Raw genomic sequence first — 20,185 nt, forward strand, 5'->3', positions numbered from 1 at the left:
AGATCGGCTGCGGCCGGTCAGCGGCTCCAGCGCGCAAATATCGCGGTCGGCAGAAGCAGCCCCCTCGCCTCCTCGCGCACCGCCAATTCTCCGCATTCGACCTTACCCGGCAGATCGGCAAAAATCTGTGCGAGCAACTCGCCGATCGCCAGCGCCGACATGCGTACGGCATAGACGGTCAGGAACAGCGCGCGGCTGTCCGCGTCGAGCAATCGGCGGCAGTCGGCGAGCAGCGGCGCAAGCCCCTCCTCGATCTGCCAACGCTCACCGCCGGGCCCGCGCCCGAACTTCGGCGGGTCGAGCAGGATCGCATCGTAACGTCGCTCGCGCCGCACCTCGCGCGCGGCAAATTTTCCCGCGTCGTCGACGATCCAGCGCACCGGCTTGTCGGCCATGCCGGCAAGCGCGGCGTTTTCGCGCGCCTGCGCGACCGATTTCTTCGACGCATCGACATGCGTCACCGACGCGCCCGCAGCCGCCAGAGCCTGGCTGCCAACGCCCGTGTAGCCGAACAGGTTGAGGAAGGCCGGGTCGGCCTTGTCGGCAACGCGCTCGCGCAGCCAGTCCCACACCGGCGCCATGTCGGGAAAAAAGCCGAGATGGCGGAACGGTGTGCAGGAGGCGGTGAATCGCGCTTCGCGCCAGCCGAGCGGCCATCCCTCCGCCGGGACCGGCTTGCTGTAATACCAGCGTCCGCCGCCATCGTCGTCCGATGCCGGGATGAACTCGCCGTCGGCCTTGTCCCACTCGATCGCCGGCAGCGCCGGCGCCCACATCGCCTGCGGTTCGGGCCGGATGAAGCGATATGGGCCATAGCGTTCGAGCTTGCGCCCGTTCCCGCTGTCGACCAGCCCATAATCGTCCCACGCCTCGCCGACGATCGTGACGAGGGGCAGCAGATCAGCCACGCGCGGATTCCGCAAGAATGAACGCCTTCACCGCGTCATAATCGCCGGGAAGCCTGGTATAGCGCTCTTCGCGATCGAACAGATTGCCAAGCCGCGCGGGCAGCGACGGCCGCACGCCAGTCGCGCGCTCGACCGCCTCGCGGAACTTGGCGGGATGCGCAGTGGCAAGCGTGACAACCGGAATATCGGCATCGAGGTTCAACGCGCGGGCGGCGGCGAGACCGACCGCGCTGTGCGGGTCGATCACCTGCCCCCCGCGTTCCTGCGCCCAGCGCAGCGCGAGCGCCATCGTATCGCCGTCGATGCTCGCGCTCGCAAACAGATCGCGCGCGCCCGCCAGCATGTCGGCGGGAATCGTCATCGCACGCTTCGCATCGAACTCGCCCATCATCGCGGTGATCGCGGCGCCGTCGCGACCCGCGAGGTCGAAGAGCAGCCGTTCGAAATTGCTGCTGACCTGAATATCCATGCTGGGCGTCGCGGTCGGCGTCACCGTCCCCGCGCTGTAATCGCCGCTGGCCAGCGCGCGGTGGAGGATGTCGTTGACGTTCGTCGCGACGACGAGCTTTGCCACGGGCAGCCCCATCTGCGCCGCGACATAGCCCGCGAACACGTCGCCGAAATTGCCCGTCGGCACGCTGAACGCAACCGGACGATCGGGCCCGCCGAGCCGGACGGCGGCGTAGAAATAATAGACGACCTGCGCCATCAGCCGCGCCCAGTTGATGCTGTTCACCGCCGACAGCGTGACTTTTGCGCGCGCCTCTTCGTCGCCAAACAGGCGCTTCACCATCGCCTGCGCATCGTCGAAACTGCCGTCGATCGAGATATTGTGAACGTTGGGCGCCAGCACCGTCGTCATCTGGCGGCGCTGGACGTCGCTGACGCGGCCTTCGGGGTGGAGCATGAATATCTGGATATGTTCGCGTCCCGCAACCGCCTCGATCGCCGCCGACCCGGTGTCGCCCGATGTCGCGCCTACAATCGTGATGTCGGTGTCGCCTCCGCTCAGGAATGTCTCGAACAACTGACCGAGCAATTGCAGCGCAACGTCCTTGAACGCGAGCGTCGGGCCGTGGAACAGTTCGAGCAGCCAATGGCGGTGGTCGAGTTGGACCAGCGGCGTCACCGCGTCGTGGCTGAAGCGCCCATAGGCCGCCTTGCACAGCCCGCGCAGTTCATCCTCGCCGAGCGCCCCCGCGACGAACGGCGCCATCACGCGCACCGCGGTTTCGACATAATCGAGCCCGGCGAGGCCGCGGATCTCGTCAGGGCTCAGCTGCGGCCATTTCGCCGGCACATAAAGCCCGCCGTCGCTGGCAAGCCCCGCGAGCGTCGCGGCACGAAAATCGAGGGTCGGCGCAGAGCCGCGGGTGCTGATATAGTCCATGACGGAGATGCGCCTAGAGCGGTTTCGCGCGAAATGGAACATTTCGCGGCTCGGAAATCGCCGAAAAACTTTGCGGGCGTCTCAAGGTCGCAAGCGGCGCCGAACGGCCAATATATAGATGACGAGCGCCGCGGCGGCAAAGAGGAACCACTGCACCGCATAAGCCAGATGATTGTTCGGCGTGTCCTCGGCCGACGGCACCGCGCTGGCACGAAGCCCCTCGACCGGTTGATCGGCGATCAGCATCGCGCGCGCCGGCACCGCCCTGCCCATCGCGCGCTCCATCACAGTCGGTTGTTCGGGTCCGGGAACGATCGTCCCCTGCACCGTTCCGCCAGCCCATTGGGGCGGACTGAAATCGTCGCCGATGCCGACATCGACCAGCACCCCCGGCCCCTCGGCCCCGGCGCGGCAATCGGCGATCATGCGGATGCCCGATCTGCCCTTGCGGTCGGTACCGCTGCGCTGATCCCAGCGAACGGGTTCGAGGCAGACGACGCTGCTCTTGCGGTAAAGGAACCGGTCCTCGACCGGCGGCAGCATGGGATAGGTCACCAGCGACGACAGGGCCATGTTACGCTGGTACAGCGCGATCAGCGCTTCCTTCTCGCTTTTGCGCTGGAGCTGCCAGACACCCAGAGCGATCATCACGGCAACGGCGGCGAGCACCAACAGCGTCGGGATCAGCGGCCAGCGCCGCCGGGGTTCGGTCGGTTCAGTCATCTTCTTCATCCACTTGCCGGCCTTCGGCCGCCTGACGCTGATGTTCGCTCGCCAGCAGCGCGCCCTTGCCGACGCGCAGGCCATAGACGACGGCGGCGGCAGTCAGCGGCACCCACAGGACGACATGCACCCACAAAGGTGGGCGGACGACGGCATCGAGCGTCAGCGCGATCGCGATGAGCAGCGCGCCGATGATCAGCGTCAGAAAGGCCGCGGGTCCGTCGCCGACATTGTAACGGCCATAGTCGAGCCCGCAGCTGCCGCATTTTTCGCGGAACTTCACCGGCCCGTCGAACAGGGTCGGCGCGCCGCATTCGGGGCAGAGGCCAAAAAGGGCAGCGCGCCAGACCGGCGGCTGCCCTTTTTGAATATCGTCGCCGGTCGGCAATTTAGTGCGCGGCGATCGGCGCGCCCCAGCCGCCCCAGACATAGACGATGATGAAGAGGAACAGCCACACGACGTCGACGAAGTGCCAGTACCATGCCGCGGCCTCGAAACCGAAATGCTGCTGCGGGGTGAAATGGCCCTTGTAGGTGCGCACGAGGCAGACGATCAGGAAGATCGTCCCGACGAGCACGTGGAAACCGTGGAAGCCGGTCGCCATATAGAAAGCCGAGCTATAGTTGCTCTGGCCGAACCCCCACGGTGCATGGGCATATTCATAGGCCTGGATCGTCGAGAAGACGACGCCGAGGATGATCGTCAGCCACAGGCCCTTCTTCAGCCCCTCGCGGTCGCCGTGGATCAGCGCGTGGTGCGCCCAGGTGATCGTGGTGCCCGAGCAGAGCAGGATCAGCGTGTTGAGCAGCGGCAGCGAAAAGGGATCGATGACTTCGATGCCCTTCGGCGGCCACATGGTGATCGCGGCGGCGCCATCCTGACCGAACAGCGACGTGACCGCACCCTCGGCATATTCGATCGGCACCGGAAAGAGCGAGAAGTCGAACCAGGCCCAGAACCAGCCGACGAAGAACATCACTTCCGATGCGATGAACAGGATCATGCCGTAACGCAGGTGCAGCTGGACGACCGGGGTGTGGTCGCCGGCATGCGCTTCGTTGATAACATCCGACCACCAGCTGAAGAAGGTGGCGATCACGCCCATGAAACCAAGGCCGAGGACCCATTTGCCGACGCCGCCGAAATGATCGGCGTGCATCGCCATGACGAGGCCAAAGAACATCACGAGCGCAGCGACCGAGCCGATGAGCGGCCAGACGCTGGGATTTACGAGGTGATAGTCATGATGTTTGGCACCGGACATGGCGTGTTTCCCGTTTTTTGCAGCCCCGGCACGACGATTCCCCATCATCTGCCGGCCCTTGTTAGACTCTTGTTCGCGGCCTTAGCTCGCCTTTTTACCCTCGTCTACCGCATCTGAAGGGTGGAAGGTGTAGCTCAAGGTGATTTCCTGCACGTCGCGCGCATCGGGGTCGTCCTTGATCTTCGGATCGACGAAGAACAGCACCGGCATGCGCATCTGTTGCCCCGGCTCCAGTCGTTGCTGGGTGAAGCAGAAGCACTGAATCTTGGTGAAATATTTGCCCGCCTGGTCGGGCGTGACGTTGAAGCTCGCGGTTCCGACGACGGGGTGCGCCGAGTTGTTTTCGGCGATGAAGATCGCCATGTCGCGCGCGCCGATGCTGACCGTGTCGGTCGGGTGTTCGGGATAGAATTTCCACGGCAGGTTCGGCGAGACATTGGCGTCGAAGCGCACCGAGATCGTGTCCGACAGGATCTGCGGTTCCTCCGCCGCGGCGACGGGATCGTAGCGCTGCGTCGTGCCGCCGAAGCCGGTCACGCGGCAGAAAAGATTGTAGAGCGGCACCGCCGCGAAACCGAGGCCTATCATTGCGAGCGCAAGCAGCGCGGCGAGGCTGGCGGTCTTCGCGTTCGGGGACATGCGGCCCATCATGCGAAAATCTGCATCTTGGCAATGGTGATGAAGAAGAAGAGGATCGCCAGACCGCCCAGCATCCACGCCATCAGATTGGCGCGGCTGCGCTGGCGCCGCCGATATTCAGCTTCGTCGAAGGGTTCCTGCCCGGAAGGCTCTTGGGAGTTTTCGTCGGTCATAGCGGCCACCAATGGTCGGCGACGACCGCGCCGAACAATATGAAGAGATAGGCGATCGAATAAGCGAACAGCCGCTTTTCGGGCTGCATCGAATCGCCGTCGCCCGTGGCACGCGTACCGACCTGGATCGACAGCAGCACGAACAGCGCCGACAGGATCACCGCGGTCCAGCCATAGAGCGCGCCGGTCAGCCCGAGCGCCCAGGGCGCGATCGCACCGGCGGCCATGATGATTGCATAGAAAAGAATCTGGCGCCGCGTCGATTTCTCGCCCGCAACGACCGGCATCATCGGAATGCCCGCGGCGGCATAGTCCGAGCGCACGAACAGCGCGAGCGCCCAGAAGTGCGGTGGCGTCCACAGGAAGATCAGCAGGAACAGCAGCACCGGCAGCGGCGCGATGCTGCCCGTCGCGGCGACCCAGCCGATCAGCGGCGGAAAGGCGCCCGCCGCGCCGCCGATGACGATATTCTGCGGCGTCCGCGGCTTCAGCCACATGGTATAGACGAAGACATAGAAGAGGATCGAGACGAGCAGCAGCAGCGTCGCCTGCCAGTTCGACGCGAACAGCATCAGGAACAGCGAAAAGGCGGCAAGCCCGACGCCGAACTGCAACGCCGTCTGCCGGTCGAGCCGTCCGGCGGGAAGCGGGCGCCCCGCGGTCCGCTTCATCTTGGAGTCGAGTCCCGCCTCATACCATTGGTTGAGCGCGCCCGACGCCCCGGCACCCAGCGCGATCGCGAGGATCGACGAAAAGGCGAGCACCGGATGCACCTCGCCCGGCGCCGCGAGCAGCCCGCACAGCGCGGTGAACACCACCAGCGACATGACGCGCGGCTTGGTCAGCGCGAACAGGTCACGCCAATCGGCGGGTAGTGCCGTTTCGCCATGGGTCAGGCTTTGCGCCATGTTTACTCCAGCCATCAGGGAAACGCCCCCCGCCGAGCCTGGCAGGGGGCGTTGCCGATCAGGCAATACGCGGCAGTTCGTTGAACTGGTGGAACGGCGGCGGGCTCGACAGCGTCCATTCGAGCGTCGTCGCGCCTTCGCCCCACGGATTGTCGGCAGCCTTCTTGCCCGCGAACAGCGAGTAGAGGATGTTCACGAAGAAGATCAGCACGCCGACGCCCATGATCACGTAACCATAGGACGAGATCAGGTGCCAATAGGCATAGGCTTCCGCATAATCGGGGTAACGGCGCGGCATGCCGTGCTGGCCCAGAAAGTGCTGGGGGAAGAAGAGGATGTTCACGCCGATAAAGAAAATCCAGAAGTGCAGTTGGCCCAGGACCTCGCTGTACATCCGGCCCGACATTTTCGGGAACCAGTAATAGAAGCCGGCAAAGAGCGAGAAGACCGCGCCCAGCGACAGCACATAGTGGAAGTGGGCAACGACATAATAGGTGTCGTGCAGGTTGGTGTCGACGCCGCCATTGGCGAGCACGACGCCGGTCACGCCGCCGACCGTGAACATGAAGATGAAGCCCAACGACCAGACCATCGGGGTCTTGAAGCTGATCGAACCGCCCCACATCGTCGCGATCCAGCTGAAGATCTTGATGCCCGTCGGAACCGCGATCACCATCGTCGCCGCGGTGAAATACATCTTCAGGTTCACGCTCATGCCGACCGTGAACATGTGGTGCGCCCACACGATGAAGCCGACGACACCGATCGCGACCATGGCGTAGGCCATGCCGAGATAGCCGAAGACCGGCTTGCGGCTGAAGGTCGAGATGATCTGGCTGACGATGCCGAAGCCCGGCAGGATCATGATATACACTTCGGGGTGGCCGAAGAACCAGAAGAGATGCTGGTAGAGGACGGGATCGCCGCCGCCGGCCGCATCATAGAAGGTGGTGCCGAAGTTGCGGTCGGTCAGCAGCATCGTGATCGCCGCGGCCAGAACCGGCAGCGCGAGCAGCAGCAGGAAGGCGGTGACGAGCACCGACCACACGAACAGCGGCATCTTGTGCAGCGTCATGCCCGGCGCGCGCATGTTGAAGATGGTGGTGATGAAGTTGATCGCGCCGAGAATCGACGCCGCGCCCGCGAGGTGGAGCGAGAAGATCGCCATGTCGACCGCGGGGCCGACCGAACCGCTGGTCGACAGCGGGGCATAGACTGTCCAGCCGGTACCCGCGCCAAGGCCGCTGCCGCCGGGGACGAACATCGACCCGACGAGCATGACGAACGCGACCGCGGTCAGCCAGAAGGAGACGTTGTTCATACGCGGGAAGGCCATATCGGGCGCGCCGATCATCAGCGGCACGAACCAGTTGCCAAAGCCCCCGATCATCGCCGGCATGACCATGAAGAAGACCATGATCAGGCCGTGCGCGGTAATCATGACGTTCCAGAAATGCTTGGCCTGCACCTCGCCCGCCGACGCGTCGAAGAATTGCGCCCAGCCGGTCAGGTGCTGGATGCCGGGCTCCGCCAGTTCCCAGCGCATCATGCCCGACAGGAGGCCGCCGACGATGCCGGCGATGATCGCGAAGATCAGGTAGAGGGTGCCGATGTCCTTGTGGTTCGTCGACATGAACCAGCGGACAAAGAAGCCGGGCGTGTCGTGGTCGTCATGCGCGTGATCGGCATGGCCGTGCGCGGGTGCAGTCGCTGCGATATCGGTCATCTGTCGGACCCCTTGTTAATTTTTGGCGGCCGGCGCGGCGGCGGGAGCCGCTGCGGGCGCAGCTTCGGTCGTGGCGGCGGGCGTCGCGGTCGGAGCGGCGGCAGCGGGTGCCGGCGCATCCGCGGCGGGTTCGGCCACCGGGCCAGCCGGGTTGCCGCCCTTCGAGCGGACCCACGCCTCCCACTTGTCGACCGGGAGAACTTCGACGGCGATGGGCATATAGCCGTGATCGACACCACAGAGTTCCGAACACTGACCGTAATAAACGCCAACCTTGTTCGCGGTGAACGTCGTTTCGTTGGCACGGCCGGGGACCGCGTCCATCTTGGTCCAGAAGGCGGGAACCGCGAAGCTGTGGATCACGTCGGCGCCGGTGATGATCAGCTTCACCTGGCGCCCGACGGGGACGACCATGCGATTGTCGACGGCGAGATGATAGGGCTCGCCCGCCGCCTTCGCCTGTTCCTCGGTCAGGATTTTCGAGACATATTCGCCGATGCCCTGGTCGGGATAGGCATAGCCCCAATACCATTGATAGCCGGTGACCTTGATCGTCAGCGCTTCCTTCGACGGCGGCTCATATTGCTTGGCGAGCAGCTTGATCGACGGCACCGCGATCACCGCGAGGATGAGCACCGGGATCGCGGTCCAGATGATTTCGATGAAGGTATTGTGCGTCGTCTTCGACGGCACCGGGTTCGCCTTGGCGCGGAAGCGGAACACCACCCAGAGCAGGAGGCCGAGGACGATCAGCGTGATCACCGTGATGACGGGCAGCAGGATCACATGGTTGAACCAGTAAGCCTGTTCGCCGACCGGGCTGACCTGCGGCTGGAAATCGATGCCCGCGTCGACCGGCTGACCGACCCCCGGGGTCGGCTTCATCGGCACGTAAGTCGCATCGCCCGCCGGCGCCGCGGCTGCGTCGGTCGCAGCCGGAGCCGGAGCCGGATTCGCCGCGACCGTTGCCGTGGGCGCTTCCGCCGGAGCCGTCGCGGGTGCCTGCGCATGGCCGGCGCCCACCGCGCCGAGCGACAAAGCCGCCGCAATTAACACCTTGATTACAGGGGTTTTCAAGCTCTTCATAAGGATAGTGCCGCCCGTTGCCTGTTGTTCTTATCGATGCCCCAGCCTGTTTCCCCTCTGCCGGACATGCGTCCACGCAGCCATCGGACAGGCTGAATCTCGCGGGCGCTATAGACCCGCTTGCCGCTTGCCTCAAGCATCTCTAACACTATTTTGCGGCTGGGTAATCTTCGCCGCCAAAACCCGGTCGCCCGTCGAGGGCGACGCACTGGACAAAAGAATAAATCTCCCATGACCGATGATGAAATCCTGGCCGAATTCCGCGCCGCCGACGCCCTGCTCCAGGGCCATTTCCTGCTCTCTTCCGGCCGCCACAGCGAATATTATCTGCAATGCGCGCGCGTGCTGATGGATACCGAGCGCGCCGGGCGGCTCGCCGCCGCGCTCGCGGCAAAGCTGCCGCGCGACCTGCGCCAGGCAATCGACATCGTCGTGTCGCCGGCGATGGGCGGCGTCATCATCGGCCATGAAATGGGCCGTGCGCTCGGCAAACCCGCGATCTTCGTCGAACGCCCGACCGGCACCTTCGAACTGCGCCGCGGTTTCGCCATCGATCCGGGCGCGAAGGTGCTGATGGTCGAGGATGTCGTCACCACCGGCCTGTCGTCGCGCGAAGCGATGGAGGCGGTGCGCGCGGCGGGAGGCGAGGTGATCGCCGAAGCCGCGCTCGTCGATCGCTCGGCGGGCAGCGTCGACCTTGGCGTCCCCTTCTACCCGCTCGTCGAGATCAACTTCCCGACCTATGCCGAGGGCGAACTGCCCCCCGAACTCGCGGGGATTGAGGCGATCAAGCCCGGCAGCCGGAGCAAGGCGGCTTGACCGCCCCCTCGCCCTCCCGCCTGCGGCTCGGCGTCAACATCGACCATGTCGCGACGATCCGCAACGCGCGCGGGGGCGAGCATCCCGACCCGGTGCGCGCGGCAAAGATCGTCGCGGCGGTCGGCGGCGACGGCATCACCGCGCATCTGCGCGAAGACCGGCGCCATATCCGCGACGACGACCTCGCCCGCATCCAGGCCGCGACCGACCTGCCGCTCAATCTTGAAATGGCGGCGACCGACGAGATGCTTGAGATTGCGCTGCGCCACAAACCGCACGCCGCGTGCATCGTCCCCGAAAAGCGCGAGGAACGCACCACCGAGGGCGGACTCGACGCAGCGGGGCAGCACAATCACCTCGCGCCCATCGTCGCGCGTCTCTCCGACGCGGGCATCCGCGTCAGCCTGTTCATCGAACCCGACCCGCGCCAGATCGAGGCGGCGATGCGCCTCCGCGCGCCGGTCGTCGAATTTCACACCGGCCGCTACGCCCATGTCGAAGGCGAGGAACGCGCCGCCGAACTCCGCCGCCTCGCCGATGCCGCCGCGCTCGCGTGGAAAAATGGCATCGAGCCGCATGCAGGGCACGGCCTGACCTATGACAATGTCGTTCCCGTCGCGGCGATCCCGCAACTCGCCGAACTCAACATCGGCCACTATCTGATCGGCGAGGCGATTTTCACCGGGCTCGAAGATGCGGTGCGCCGCATGCGCGACCTGATGGACGAGGCGCGCGGGTGAGCGTAATCCCGGACCGATCCTCCCTGTGGCCGCTAGCCATGGGGAGGTGGCAGCCCGGAGGGCTGACCGAGGGGCGATTGGCGCTGGCGTCGCAGCCCCTCCACCACGCCTTTTGGGCGCGGTCCCGCTCCCCATCGCTTCGCGACAGGGAGGATATTCTTTGATCATCGGCCTCGGCTCCGACCTCTGCAATATCGAGCGCATCCAGGCGTCGCTCGACCGTTTCGGCGAACGGTTCGAGCGGCGCGTCTTCACCGATGTCGAGCGCGCGAAGGCGGCGCGGCGACCGTTTACGCGCGCGGGCACCTATGCCAAACGCTTTGCCGCCAAAGAGGCTTTCTCGAAGGCCGTGGGCACCGGCTTCAAGCGCGGTGTGTTCATGAGGGACATCGGCGTGGTCAACGCACCGTCGGGCGCGCCGACGCTCGCGCTGACCGGCGGCGCCGCCGAACGTCTGGCGGAGATGATTCCCGCGGGCCATAGCGCCCATATCCACCTGACGCTGACCGACGACCATCCCTGGGCGCAGGCCTTCGTCATCATCGAAGCAATCAAGGACTGACATTTTCATGGCGAAGGACAAGACGAAGGACGACGGCGGCTGGGGCAAGCTGATCCGCGATATCGTGGTCATCCTGTTGCTCGTGCTCGGCATCCACAGCTGCGTCGCCAAGCCCTTCTATATCCCGTCCGATTCGATGATGCCCGTGCTGCGCAACGGCGACCGGTTGATCGTCAGCAAATATCCCTATGGCTGGTCCTATTCGTCGGTCAGTTTCCACCTCGCGCCCAAGGTCGAGGGCCGGCTGTTCGGCAAACTGCCCGAGCGCGGCGATATCGTGGTGCTCGAACATCCGGTCACGCGCATCGATTATATCAAGCGCGTGATCGGCCTGCCCGGCGACACGATCCAGCTCACCAACGGCGAACTCAGCATCAACGGCAAGCCGGTGAAGCGCGAGGTCCAGCCGATGCTCGCGATCCCGGTCGACCCCAACCTCCCCGGCCCCGACAGCAGCCTGTACAGCTATGTTACCCGGGGCGCCGACGGCAAGGAGGTGCTCGAACTTCCCATCGTCCGCGAAACCCTGCCCGGCGGCGCCACCTTCGACACGATCGACATGGGCCCGGGCCATACGACCGACGACTATGGCCCGATCACCGTTCCCGCGAACCATCTGTTCCTGATGGGCGACAACCGCGACGGCAGCGCAGACAGCCGCGTCGATACCAGCCAGAAAGGCCTCGGCGGCCCCGTCCCGTTCGACGCGATCGCGGGGCGCGCCGAGATCATCAGTTTTTCGACCGATGGAACCGCCCAGTGGTACAACCCATTGAGTTGGTTTGGCGCGCTGCGCTCGGGACGCGCGGGAACCGACCTGCGGCCCGAACGTCAGGACCGATAGGCAAAGGGGAAAAGATATGGCGGCGACACGAAAACAGGCATCAACAAGCACCGCCGCCAGCGCCGCCGCCAAGGCCGAGGCGCACGAGGAAGCGCCCGGCCCCACCGAAATCCGCAGCCAACTTGTCCGCACCGAATTGCTGAAGGCGGGTGTGTGGCTCGGCCTTGCGCTGCTCGTCGGCGTGTGCATCGTGCTGATCCAGCCGATCCTGTTGATCTTCGCCGGCATCGTCATGGCATCGATGCTCGACGGCGGAACGCGCCTGCTTGGCCGGGTGCTGCCGATCGCGCGCGCCTGGCGCCTGCTCATCGTCTGCCTGTCGCTCGTCGCCTTCCTCGTCTGGACGATGATGTTCGCGGGTTCGCAGATCGCCGACCAGGCGGCGACGCTGCAAACCGTCGTCATGGCGCAGATCGAACGCATCGCCGCCTGGGCCGCCGATCATGGCATGGGCAATTTCCAGCTCGATACCAAGACGATAACCGACAATATCGCCGGTACCGTCGGCCGCGTAACGGCGGCGGTCGGCACCGTGCTCGGCGGCCTGACCAGCCTCGTCATGATCGTCGTCCTCGGCATTTTCATCGCGATCGAGCCGCGCCTCTACGAACGCGGGGTCGCGTGGATGCTGCCGATGAAGAGCCGCGAAAATTTCTACATCACCACCGCGCGCATGGGCTTCACGCTGCGTCGCCTGATGGCGGGGCGCCTGCTCGGCATGCTCGTCGAAGGTGTCGGGACCTGGGTCGCCTGCCTGGCCGTCGGCATCCCGATGGCGGCGCTGATGGGCCTGCTCACCGGCCTGCTCGCCTTCATCCCCAACATCGGCGCGATTATATCGGGGGTACTGCTGGTGCTGGTCGGATTTTCGGCGGGGACCGACACCGGCCTTTGGGCGATCGCCATCTATTTCATCGTCCAGACGGTCGACGGCTATCTGATCGTCCCGATGGTCGCCAAAAAGACCGTCGACCTTGCCCCGGCATTGGTGCTCGGCGCGCAGATATTGTTCGGCGCGCTGCTCGGCCTGATGGGCCTCTTCCTCGCCGACCCGATCGTCGCGATGATCAAGGTCGCGCTCGAACGCGAGGCAGAACGCAATGCCGGCGACGCTCAAACTAAAACGGCGGCGGACTCCTGAGCCCACCGCCGCTTCTGTTTTGGTAGAGACCGCTCGCTTATTGCTGCGGCATGCCTGGCGGCGGGCCGCCCGGACCAACAGGAGCGCCGCCCGGCGCGCCCTGCTGCTGCATCATCTGTTGCTGTTGCTGCATCATCTGCATCTGCTGCTGCATCGCGCGGACTTCGGCCTCGGTGCGGAAATCAATCAGCGTCACGGTGAAATGCAGCCTGCTGTTCGCCGGGATCGGCCCGTTGTCGCGGTCGCCATAGCCCAGCTGCGGCGGGATGGTGACCTTGTATTCGCCGCCCTTCTTCATGCGGGTCAGCGCCTCCGAAAAACCGGGGACGACGCGGGCGACTTCCATCGGCGCCTGTTCGTTGGCGTCGAACACCGTCCCGTCGTCGAGCTTGCCTTCATATTTCACCAGCACGACGTCGGTCTTGCCAGGGCTGCTGCCCGTGCCTTCCTTGACGACTTCGAACCCGATGCGCGGGGTCATGTGCCAGGCCAGCGCCGCACCGGCAACGATCAGCGCCGCGACGCCGAACCACATCAGCCACAGGCCGCCCTTGCTCACCGGACGCAATGGAACTGTCGTTACGCTCATCTTGGATGATCCTTCCGCTGCCCCGCCGGGGCGAAAATGCTGGCGAGGCCTATAGGCGGTGCGGCGCGGAGCGGTCCAGAGGCAATATGCGCAAACTCGGCTTTGGGCACGACCTCGGGCCATCGACCGACCGGAAATCATCGCTGTCCCGCATTATCGCAGCGTGCCCGCCTTGCGCCCGCCTTTATAAAATCGTCGACCTCCGCAAAAATGGCTTCGCGCGAAGCGTCAGGCGGCGCGGCGAACGCGTCCCCGCGCCGACGGCAATGGTTTCGGTCCGATCAGCGCTTCGATGTCGATCGCGGCGGCGAACTGCACGCCGACGCGATTGCCCTCCGACCAGCGCGCCTCGGCGTCGAAGACCTGATCGGGACCGAACTCGAGCGTCAGCGGCGTCCCCGGCGGGACATTCCACAATCCCTCGACCAGCGCGCCACGCGACGACATGTTGCGGACGATCGCCTCATATTGATAGCCGCCGCTCGCGACCTGGATCGTACGGAAAATGGTGAGCCGCGGCTCGCGCGCGCTCTTGTATCCATTGGCCTCGACCCGGCCCCCGCCCTCGCGAAGCAGCGCCAGCACCTCGACGAGATCCATCGGCTTGCCATAGATATAGCCTTGGACATGGCTGCACCCGAGCCCGCGGATCAGCGCGAGGTCGTCGTGCGTTTCGACGCCTTCGGCCGTCGTTTCCATATTCAGCGCGGTGGCAAGGCCGACGATCGACGAAATGATCGCGGCATTCATGCTGTTCGGGTCGGCGGCGCCGAGGACGAAGCTCTGGTCGATCTTGATCTTGTCGAACGGCGCCTTCTTCAGATAGCCGAGCGCCGAATAGCCGGTGCCGAAATCGTCGAGCGCCAGCCGTACGCCGGTGCGTTTCAGCTTCTGGAACATTGCCAGATTTTCGGGGCTTTCGTCGAGGAAAACGCCCTCGGTAATTTCGAGCTCGAGCTGTTCAGGGCGGATTCCCGCCGCCGACACTGCGCTCAGGATCGTCGCGGGGAGCTTCTCGTTCGCAAATTGGCGCGGCGAGACATTCACCGCGACGCGGTAACCGGGCCCAAGCTGCGCGATCGTCGCACAGGCCGTCCGGATGATCCATTCGCCGATCGGGACGATCAGGTTCGATTCTTCGGCCACGGGGATGAATTTCGACGGGCTGATCAGGCCGCCGGTCGCATGGTGCCAGCGGATCAGCGCCTCGAACCCGGTGATCCGCTCGCTGCCCACATCGACGATCGGCTGATAGAGCAGCTTCAGCTCGTCCTTCACCAGCGCGTCGCGAAGCGCGTCCTCGATCGCTTTCCGCTCGCTCGCCTGATTGTGCATCGCGTCGGCATAGAAGCGATAGACGCCGCGCCCCGCATCCTTCGCCGCATAGAGCGCAAGGTCGGCGTTGCGGACAAGCGCCGACGCGCTCACCCCCGGCCCATCGGATACCGCGATGCCGATCGACGATCCGATACGGACCTGCTCGCCCTCGATCGAAAAGGGCTTGGCCAGGCTCAGGATGATCGCATTGGCGATGCCGGCCAGCTTCTCGGGCTGGATCATCTGCGGCACGACGATCTGGAACTCGTCGCCGCCGAGGCGCCCGACCTGCCCCTTGTCACCCACGATCTGCGTCAGCCGTCCGGCAACCTGTTGCAGCAGCTGGTCGCCCACCGGATGCCCCAGCGTATCGTTGACTGCCTTGAACCGGTCGAGGTCCATCAGCAGCAGCGCGCACGGCTGCGCCTGCCCGCTGTGACTTTTCAGCGCGCGGTCGAGCAGGTCGGTGATATGGCGCCGGTTCGCAAGCCCCGTGAGCGTGTCGTAGCGCGCGAGCTGGTTGATTTCGCGTTCCGACCTTTTCTTGTCGGTCAGGTCGGTGCCACTGCCGCGGAATCCCTGAAAATTGCCCAGCTCGTTGCTGATCGGCTGCCCCGAAATCGACCACCAGCGTTCTTCGCCGGGGACCGCCGCCTGGACCGTCAACTCCTTGAACGGCGTGCGCGACGACAGGCTGAACCCCAGCGTGCGCTCCTCGCTCTCGTCATTGCTGATTCGTTTGCGGATGATGTCGGTGAAGGGATGACCGAGCAGATCGGCGAGCGGCCGGTCGAGCCGCGCCGCGACAGTCGGCGAGATATAGACGAGATGCCCGTGGCGATCGGTTTCCCAGAACCACCCGCGCCCCGCGCGTTCGAAATCGCGCATCAGGTTCAGCGCGCGCTGCTGGTCGCTCATCGTCAGGCGCGCGGCGCGCGTCGCGCGGCGCTGATGCCGGATATCCTCGCGCATCATCACGATCAGCAGGCCGAGGAATATCAGCCCCGCAACCCCGAAGGGCCACGACGCCACGCCGATGGCGCCGCCCAGTGCCGTCGTGCCGGCAAATGCGAAAAAGGCGGGGCGCACGATCACGACCGCAGAGGCTGCGACGAGCAGGGACCCGATCTGGATTGCGGTGAAGGCATCGAAATAGCGGCTGCCGTCTGGGACCGCGATCGCGGCGAACATCGCCGCGGCGTTGAGCAGGCTACCGAAAGCGATGAGCCCCATGCAGGTCATCACCAGCGCCCGCAGCCGCCGCGTCGGCAAGGGGCGCGGGCGGCGCATCGCCTGTCCGATCACGGTCAATATGATGTCGCAAGGCAGGCCGGCCGCCATGACGAGCCATTGCGACGGATGATGAAGGAAGCCCGCCACGCCCGGAATGAACGCGAAGGTCAGGAACGCAAGAACACGGCTGATCAGCACATAATGCCACAACTGTGCCACGCGCATCAGGCGCGTGACGAATTCGGGCGAATCGAACAGCGATTCGTCCAGGGACAGTTCGCCGGCCGCTGGCCTGATGATGTTGCGCCGAACCCCCAATTTCCGAATATTCCTGCCCGTCTGGTCCCGCCCGTTCCCTGTCCCGAAAGCCTTTCCAAATCCTTACCCGGACGCGCATCTTTGGCCCGAAATTGTGCCAAAACGGAAGGGGTTGGGTTTCGGTTAGCAACTTGATATGATGCCTTATGCCCGCCGTTCGCCTCTTTCCGCCCGACCGCTTTTTCGACCGCGCCGAATGGTCCGCGATCACACGCGCCTCGTCCTGGCGCGGCATCTGGCTCGTCGCGCACGCATGGATCGTCAGCATCGCGCTCGTCGGTCTCGCCGCCTGGTCGCAAAACCCGCTGGTCTGGGTTTTAGCGGTGGTCTTCGTCGGCGGACGCCAACTCGGGCTCGCGATCCTGATGCACGATGCCGCGCATGGCGCGCTGCATCCGAACAGAAAGCTCAACAATTTCATGGGCCAATGGCTGACCGGCGCGGCGGTCGGGTCGGACCTGATTGCCTATCGCACCTATCATCTTCAGCATCACAAATTCACCCAGCAGCCCGAAGACCCCGACCTCGCGTTGTCGAAACCTTTTCCCACCACGCGCGCCAGCCTGCGCCGCAAGATGCTGCGCGATCTGACCGGTCAGACCTTCTTCAAGCAGCGCATGGCGCAATTCGGCTTCGCGTTCGTCGGCCTCAAGGCAATGCTGCGCGGCGAGGCGGGACAAAAGAGCGGCGTGAGCACCAAGGCCGGGACGCCCTTCAACAAGCAATCGGACGACGGCATGACGTTACCGACGATCGACGTCGCAGGCGCTATGGCGGTGACGCGCGCGGTCGGCCGCTTTCTGGTCGTCCAGGCGGCGCTGCTCGCCCTGTCGCTCGCGCTCTACGGCTGGACGCCGTACCTGCTATGGCTCGCGGGGCTCGCGACGACCTTCCAGCTCTACCTGCGTATCCGCAACATCGCCGAACATGCCTGCACGACGACGGGCAGCGAAGATCCCTTCACGCATGCGCGCACCACGCATGCGGGCTGGCTCGCGCGCGCGACGGTCGCTCCATATTGGGTGAATTATCATGCCGAACATCATCTGTTCATGGGCGTGCCCTGCTATCGCCTGCCCCAGGTCCACGCCGCGCTCGGCCGCGCGGGCAAGCATGATGTGATGACGATCGCGCCGAATTACACCGCCGTGCTGCGGCGGGTCACGGCGGCGGGCTGATCAGCCTTCCTGCACGAATCGCGCGCCGGCGCGGTCCTTGACCGTCTTTTCGGGATCGAAGATCATGCCGTTCATCGCGACATAGACGCCGGGCGGCAGCGTCTGCACGGCGGCCAGCGCAAATCCGACATTGAACTCGGCATCGCTCGCGCGCACCGACGCGGGCTGCATCGCCCCCGTCAGCACGATCGTCTTGCCTTCGATCCCCGCGAGCACGCGACCGGTGACGACCATCGTGTCGGTGCCGTGGGTGACCAGGATGCGCGACGCATCGCTCGCCGCAACCGCGGCGCGGATCGCCTCGCGGTCGGCGTTGTCGAGTTCGAGGCTGTCCTTGCGCATCAGCTGGGTCACGCGGTGCGCGATATGGACATTATTCTCGCGCAACATGTCGGGGATCGCCGCCGGGCCGATCTGGAACTCGCTCAACGCGTCGAAATAGACTTTGTCGATTGTCCCGCCGGTCGTGAAGATATCGATCATGCGCACTCGTCCTGCACCGGCAACGCCGGCGTGCCGTCGGGCGCGGCAAAGGGCCGTTTGAAGGTGAAGGCTTCTGCGGTCGGGCCATGCGCCGCGATCATCGCGATCCGCGCCATGCCCTCGGCGACGGACGGACGATGTCCGGCGGGCACCCACCACAGCGCCTGATAGAGCGCCATATGTTCGAACCATTCCTTGCGCCGCTTCATCACCGTCAGATGGTCGGGCGTGCGATAAACATAGGCGGCAAGCGCTTCGATATCGCGCCATACCGACATGTTCGCAATCATATGCGGGTCGTCGGTGACGGGGACGTCGGTCGCATTATTGCCCTCGCCCGTCAGCCGCCAGATAAAGCCGTCGGCCGCCTCGGCAACCGCATTCACATGGTCGAGCGCGTCCATGAAATCACGGTTGGCGATATGTTCGGGCGGCAAGCGAAAGCGCCCGATGTTGATCTGCGCAAGTTCATAAGCCGCCATATGCGTCCCCTCAGGCGAGTGCCTCGGCGATCAGCCGCCGCGTATTGTCGATGCCGAACAGCGCGATGAAGCTGCCCATCCGCGGCCCCGCGCTCGACCCGAGGAGCGTCTCGTAGAGCGCCTTGAACCAATCGCGCAGATTTTCAAAACCATAGGCTTCGTTCTTGCCGATCTCATAGACGATATTCTGGATGTCGTCGGCCGACGCATCGACAGCGAGCGCCGCGAGTCGGTCGTCGAGTTCCCTCAGCGCAGCGCCTTCGCCGCCCATTGGCTTGCGGCGCTTCAGCGTCGGCGCGACATAGTCGCGGTTGTACGCCATCGCATTGTCGATCAGCCGGTCGAGTTCGGGGTAAGTCGCCGCATCGGCACCCGCGACATATTGGCCGAGGTAGCGCCAGATCTGCTCCTTCGACGCATCGGCGCCCATCACCCCGACCAAGTTCAGGAGCAGCCCGAAGGTCACCGGCAATTCGGTCGCCGGCACGTCCTGCGCGCGCGCGACATGGACATGATGCACCGGATTGCCCAGCTTCTTGTCGGGCTCCTGCGCCGGATAATTGCCGCGCATCTGCAGATATTCGTCGACCGCTTTCGGCACGACGCCGATATGCAGCTGCTTCGCCGCCTTGGGCTCGCGGAACGCGAAGAAGGCCAAACTTTCCTCGCTGCCATAGCGCAGCCATTCCTCGATCGACAGGCCATTGCCCTTCGACTTCGAAATCTTCTCGCCCTTCTCGTCGAGGAACATCTCGTAGATCAGCCCCTCGGGCTTGCGCCCGCCAAGCGCCTTGGCAATCTTGCCCGACTGCACGCCGCTGTCGGTCAGATCCTTGCCGTACATCTCGTAATCGACGCCGAGCGCGACCCAGCGCATCGCCCAGTCGACCTTCCACTGTAGCTTCGCGCCACCGCCGAGGACCGAATGCGTGATGGTCTCGCCCTCATCCTCGAACGACACGAGCCCCGCGTCGGCGTCGACGACGGTCACCGGCACCTGCAATACGATCCCCGACTTGGGGCTGACCGGCAGGATCGGCGAATAGGTCGCGGCACGCTCTGCGCGCAGCGTCGGCAGCATGACGTCGAGGATGTCCTGGTTGTGGCGCAGCACATTCTTCAGCGCATCGTCGAACGCGCCCGCCTTATATTGCTCGGTCGAGCTGACGAATTCATATTCGAAGCCGAAACGGTCGAGAAACTCGCGCAGCATCGCATTGTTATGATGTGCGAAACTTTCATATTTGCCGAACGGATCGGGGATCGCGGTCAGCGGCTTGCCCAGATATTCGCGTAGCATATCCTGCTGCGGCACATTGTCGGGGACCTTGCGCAGACCGTCCATGTCGTCGCTGAACGCGACGAGCCGCGTCGGCGCGCCGCCGGTCAGCGCCTCATAGGCGCGGCGTACCATCGTCGTGCGCAGCACTTCGTTGAAGGTGCCGATATGCGGCAGACCCGACGGGCCATAGCCGGTCTCGAACAGCACGGCCTCACCGCCCGGCTTCCCCTCGGGATAGCGTTTGACCAGCTTGCGCGCTTCCTCGAACGGCCAGGCCTTGGACGTTTGCGCAGGCTCGCGCAGCGATGGGTGAAGGTGCAAGTCAGTCATGGCAGCGCCCATAGCGGGAAGCGGGGCGGAATCGAAAGGCAAAATTGCC

At 64.8% G+C, this 20,185-nt stretch carries 21 protein-coding genes; 6 read left to right on the forward strand and 15 right to left on the reverse strand.

Translation table 11 applies throughout. The features are described 5' to 3' along the window. Positions 1-17: 17 nt before the first annotated feature. The 10 genes from HDC35_RS03870 to coxB all read right to left on the reverse strand — a co-directional run bounded on the left by HDC35_RS03870 (position 18) and on the right by coxB (position 8,818). A complete protein-coding gene (locus HDC35_RS03870) occupies positions 18-896 on the reverse strand; it encodes a class I SAM-dependent methyltransferase (RefSeq protein WP_184644000.1) in 879 nt (292 codons plus the stop codon). A 4-nt stretch (positions 897-900) separates the two neighbouring features. Further along, positions 901-2,298, reverse strand: a complete 1,398-nt coding sequence (gene thrC, locus HDC35_RS03875) for a threonine synthase (RefSeq protein ID WP_184643788.1) — start codon at positions 2,296-2,298, stop codon at positions 901-903. A gap of 81 nt (positions 2,299-2,379) precedes the next feature. Beyond that, positions 2,380-3,021 (reverse strand): SURF1 family protein, encoded by a 642-nt coding sequence (locus HDC35_RS03880; RefSeq protein ID WP_260397483.1) that lies wholly within the window; start codon positions 3,019-3,021, stop codon positions 2,380-2,382. Further along, positions 3,014-3,451 carry a DUF983 domain-containing protein gene (locus HDC35_RS03885; protein WP_184643790.1) on the reverse strand — a complete coding sequence of 146 codons (438 nt, stop codon included), beginning with the start codon at positions 3,449-3,451 and terminating at the stop codon, positions 3,014-3,016. The genes HDC35_RS03880 and HDC35_RS03885 overlap by 8 nt, the downstream gene beginning before the upstream one ends. Further along, positions 3,411-4,286, reverse strand: coding sequence for a cytochrome c oxidase subunit 3 (locus HDC35_RS03890; protein ID WP_184643792.1), 876 nt, complete (start codon positions 4,284-4,286; stop codon positions 3,411-3,413). Before HDC35_RS03890 ends, HDC35_RS03885 begins: the two co-directional genes overlap by 41 nt. A gap of 81 nt (positions 4,287-4,367) precedes the next feature. Continuing rightward, complete coding sequence (locus HDC35_RS03895; RefSeq protein ID WP_260397485.1) at positions 4,368-4,925, reverse strand: cytochrome c oxidase assembly protein; 558 nt, start codon at positions 4,923-4,925, stop codon at positions 4,368-4,370. Positions 4,926-4,933: 8 nt separating this feature from the next. Next, positions 4,934-5,098 (reverse strand): hypothetical protein, encoded by a 165-nt coding sequence (locus tag HDC35_RS03900; RefSeq protein WP_184643796.1) that lies wholly within the window; start codon positions 5,096-5,098, stop codon positions 4,934-4,936. Next, positions 5,095-6,021 (reverse strand): heme o synthase, encoded by a 927-nt coding sequence (locus HDC35_RS03905; RefSeq protein WP_184643798.1) that lies wholly within the window; start codon positions 6,019-6,021, stop codon positions 5,095-5,097. The genes HDC35_RS03900 and HDC35_RS03905 overlap by 4 nt, the downstream gene beginning before the upstream one ends. 43 nt (positions 6,022-6,064) lie before the next feature. Beyond that, positions 6,065-7,732, reverse strand: a complete 1,668-nt coding sequence (ctaD, locus tag HDC35_RS03910; RefSeq protein WP_184643800.1) for a cytochrome c oxidase subunit I — start codon at positions 7,730-7,732, stop codon at positions 6,065-6,067. 15 nt (positions 7,733-7,747) lie between these two features. Beyond that, positions 7,748-8,818, reverse strand: coding sequence for a cytochrome c oxidase subunit II (coxB, locus tag HDC35_RS03915; RefSeq protein ID WP_184643802.1), 1,071 nt, complete (start codon positions 8,816-8,818; stop codon positions 7,748-7,750). A gap of 231 nt (positions 8,819-9,049) precedes the next feature. Between coxB and pyrE the strand changes: the two genes are divergently transcribed. From pyrE to HDC35_RS03940, 5 genes are all read left to right on the forward strand, one after another. Further along, entirely contained in the window at positions 9,050-9,637 is a 588-nt protein-coding gene (gene pyrE / locus HDC35_RS03920) for an orotate phosphoribosyltransferase (RefSeq protein ID WP_184643804.1), read from the forward strand. After that, on the forward strand, positions 9,634-10,377 hold the full coding sequence (locus HDC35_RS03925; protein WP_184643806.1) for a pyridoxine 5'-phosphate synthase: 744 nt from the start codon (positions 9,634-9,636) through the stop codon (positions 10,375-10,377). The genes pyrE and HDC35_RS03925 overlap by 4 nt, the downstream gene beginning before the upstream one ends. Before the next feature lie 160 nt (positions 10,378-10,537). Continuing rightward, the gene (gene acpS, locus HDC35_RS03930) at positions 10,538-10,939 is read left to right on the forward strand and encodes a holo-ACP synthase (RefSeq protein WP_184643808.1); all 402 of its coding nucleotides are present in this window, start codon (positions 10,538-10,540) and stop codon (positions 10,937-10,939) included. A gap of 7 nt (positions 10,940-10,946) precedes the next feature. Beyond that, on the forward strand, positions 10,947-11,783 hold the full coding sequence (lepB, locus tag HDC35_RS03935; RefSeq protein WP_184643810.1) for a signal peptidase I: 837 nt from the start codon (positions 10,947-10,949) through the stop codon (positions 11,781-11,783). Between the two features lie 16 nt (positions 11,784-11,799). Continuing rightward, positions 11,800-12,924, forward strand: coding sequence for an AI-2E family transporter (locus HDC35_RS03940; RefSeq protein WP_184643812.1), 1,125 nt, complete (start codon positions 11,800-11,802; stop codon positions 12,922-12,924). A gap of 37 nt (positions 12,925-12,961) precedes the next feature. Here the strand turns inward: HDC35_RS03940 and HDC35_RS03945 are convergent, their stop codons facing one another. After that, the gene (locus HDC35_RS03945; protein ID WP_184643814.1) at positions 12,962-13,513 is read right to left on the reverse strand and encodes an FKBP-type peptidyl-prolyl cis-trans isomerase; all 552 of its coding nucleotides are present in this window, start codon (positions 13,511-13,513) and stop codon (positions 12,962-12,964) included. 228 nt (positions 13,514-13,741) lie between these two features. Next, positions 13,742-16,381 (reverse strand): EAL domain-containing protein, encoded by a 2,640-nt coding sequence (locus tag HDC35_RS03950; protein WP_184643816.1) that lies wholly within the window; start codon positions 16,379-16,381, stop codon positions 13,742-13,744. A gap of 146 nt (positions 16,382-16,527) precedes the next feature. On the opposite strand from HDC35_RS03950, the gene HDC35_RS03955 reads away from it, so the two are divergent. Beyond that, positions 16,528-17,559 (forward strand): fatty acid desaturase family protein, encoded by a 1,032-nt coding sequence (locus tag HDC35_RS03955; protein ID WP_184643818.1) that lies wholly within the window; start codon positions 16,528-16,530, stop codon positions 17,557-17,559. On the opposite strand, the gene HDC35_RS03960 is transcribed toward HDC35_RS03955, so the two are convergent. From HDC35_RS03960 to HDC35_RS03970, 3 genes are read right to left on the reverse strand one after another with little or no spacing between them, the layout of a single operon-like run. Next, on the reverse strand, positions 17,560-18,042 hold the full coding sequence (locus tag HDC35_RS03960) for an asparaginase domain-containing protein (RefSeq protein WP_184643820.1): 483 nt from the start codon (positions 18,040-18,042) through the stop codon (positions 17,560-17,562). Next, positions 18,039-18,524, reverse strand: a complete 486-nt coding sequence (locus HDC35_RS03965; RefSeq protein ID WP_184643822.1) for a DUF3291 domain-containing protein — start codon at positions 18,522-18,524, stop codon at positions 18,039-18,041. Before HDC35_RS03965 ends, HDC35_RS03960 begins: the two co-directional genes overlap by 4 nt. Positions 18,525-18,534: 10 nt before the next feature. Continuing rightward, positions 18,535-20,136, reverse strand: a complete 1,602-nt coding sequence (locus HDC35_RS03970) for a lysine--tRNA ligase (protein WP_184643824.1) — start codon at positions 20,134-20,136, stop codon at positions 18,535-18,537. Positions 20,137-20,185 lie beyond the last annotated feature (49 nt).

The organism is Sphingopyxis sp. JAI128 (assembly GCF_014207235.1).
Lineage (GTDB): Bacteria > Pseudomonadota > Alphaproteobacteria > Sphingomonadales > Sphingomonadaceae > Sphingopyxis.

Bases quoted from the DNA above. Each gene is read 5' to 3' on its own strand.
- ctaD (WP_184643800.1), bottom strand. From the start codon at position 7,732: ATGACCGATATCGCAGCGACTGCACCCGCGCACGGCCATGCCGATCAC.
- HDC35_RS03945 (WP_184643814.1), bottom strand. From the start codon at position 13,513: ATGAGCGTAACGACAGTTCCATTGCGTCCGGTGAGCAAGGGCGGCCTG.
- HDC35_RS03960 (WP_184643820.1), bottom strand. From the start codon at position 18,042: ATGATCGATATCTTCACGACCGGCGGGACAATCGACAAAGTCTATTTC.
- coxB (WP_184643802.1), bottom strand. From the start codon at position 8,818: ATGAAGAGCTTGAAAACCCCTGTAATCAAGGTGTTAATTGCGGCGGCT.
- HDC35_RS03905 (WP_184643798.1), bottom strand. From the start codon at position 6,021: ATGGCTGGAGTAAACATGGCGCAAAGCCTGACCCATGGCGAAACGGCA.
- HDC35_RS03955 (WP_184643818.1), top strand. From the start codon at position 16,528: ATGCCCGCCGTTCGCCTCTTTCCGCCCGACCGCTTTTTCGACCGCGCC.
- HDC35_RS03890 (WP_184643792.1), bottom strand. From the start codon at position 4,286: ATGTCCGGTGCCAAACATCATGACTATCACCTCGTAAATCCCAGCGTC.
- HDC35_RS03885 (WP_184643790.1), bottom strand. From the start codon at position 3,451: ATGTCTGGGGCGGCTGGGGCGCGCCGATCGCCGCGCACTAAATTGCCG.
- HDC35_RS03900 (WP_184643796.1), bottom strand. From the start codon at position 5,098: ATGACCGACGAAAACTCCCAAGAGCCTTCCGGGCAGGAACCCTTCGAC.
- pyrE (WP_184643804.1), top strand. From the start codon at position 9,050: ATGACCGATGATGAAATCCTGGCCGAATTCCGCGCCGCCGACGCCCTG.
- HDC35_RS03895 (WP_260397485.1), bottom strand. From the start codon at position 4,925: ATGTCCCCGAACGCGAAGACCGCCAGCCTCGCCGCGCTGCTTGCGCTC.
- thrC (WP_184643788.1), bottom strand. From the start codon at position 2,298: ATGGACTATATCAGCACCCGCGGCTCTGCGCCGACCCTCGATTTTCGT.
- lepB (WP_184643810.1), top strand. From the start codon at position 10,947: ATGGCGAAGGACAAGACGAAGGACGACGGCGGCTGGGGCAAGCTGATC.
- HDC35_RS03880 (WP_260397483.1), bottom strand. From the start codon at position 3,021: ATGACTGAACCGACCGAACCCCGGCGGCGCTGGCCGCTGATCCCGACG.
- HDC35_RS03970 (WP_184643824.1), bottom strand. From the start codon at position 20,136: ATGACTGACTTGCACCTTCACCCATCGCTGCGCGAGCCTGCGCAAACG.
- HDC35_RS03940 (WP_184643812.1), top strand. From the start codon at position 11,800: ATGGCGGCGACACGAAAACAGGCATCAACAAGCACCGCCGCCAGCGCC.
- HDC35_RS03965 (WP_184643822.1), bottom strand. From the start codon at position 18,524: ATGGCGGCTTATGAACTTGCGCAGATCAACATCGGGCGCTTTCGCTTG.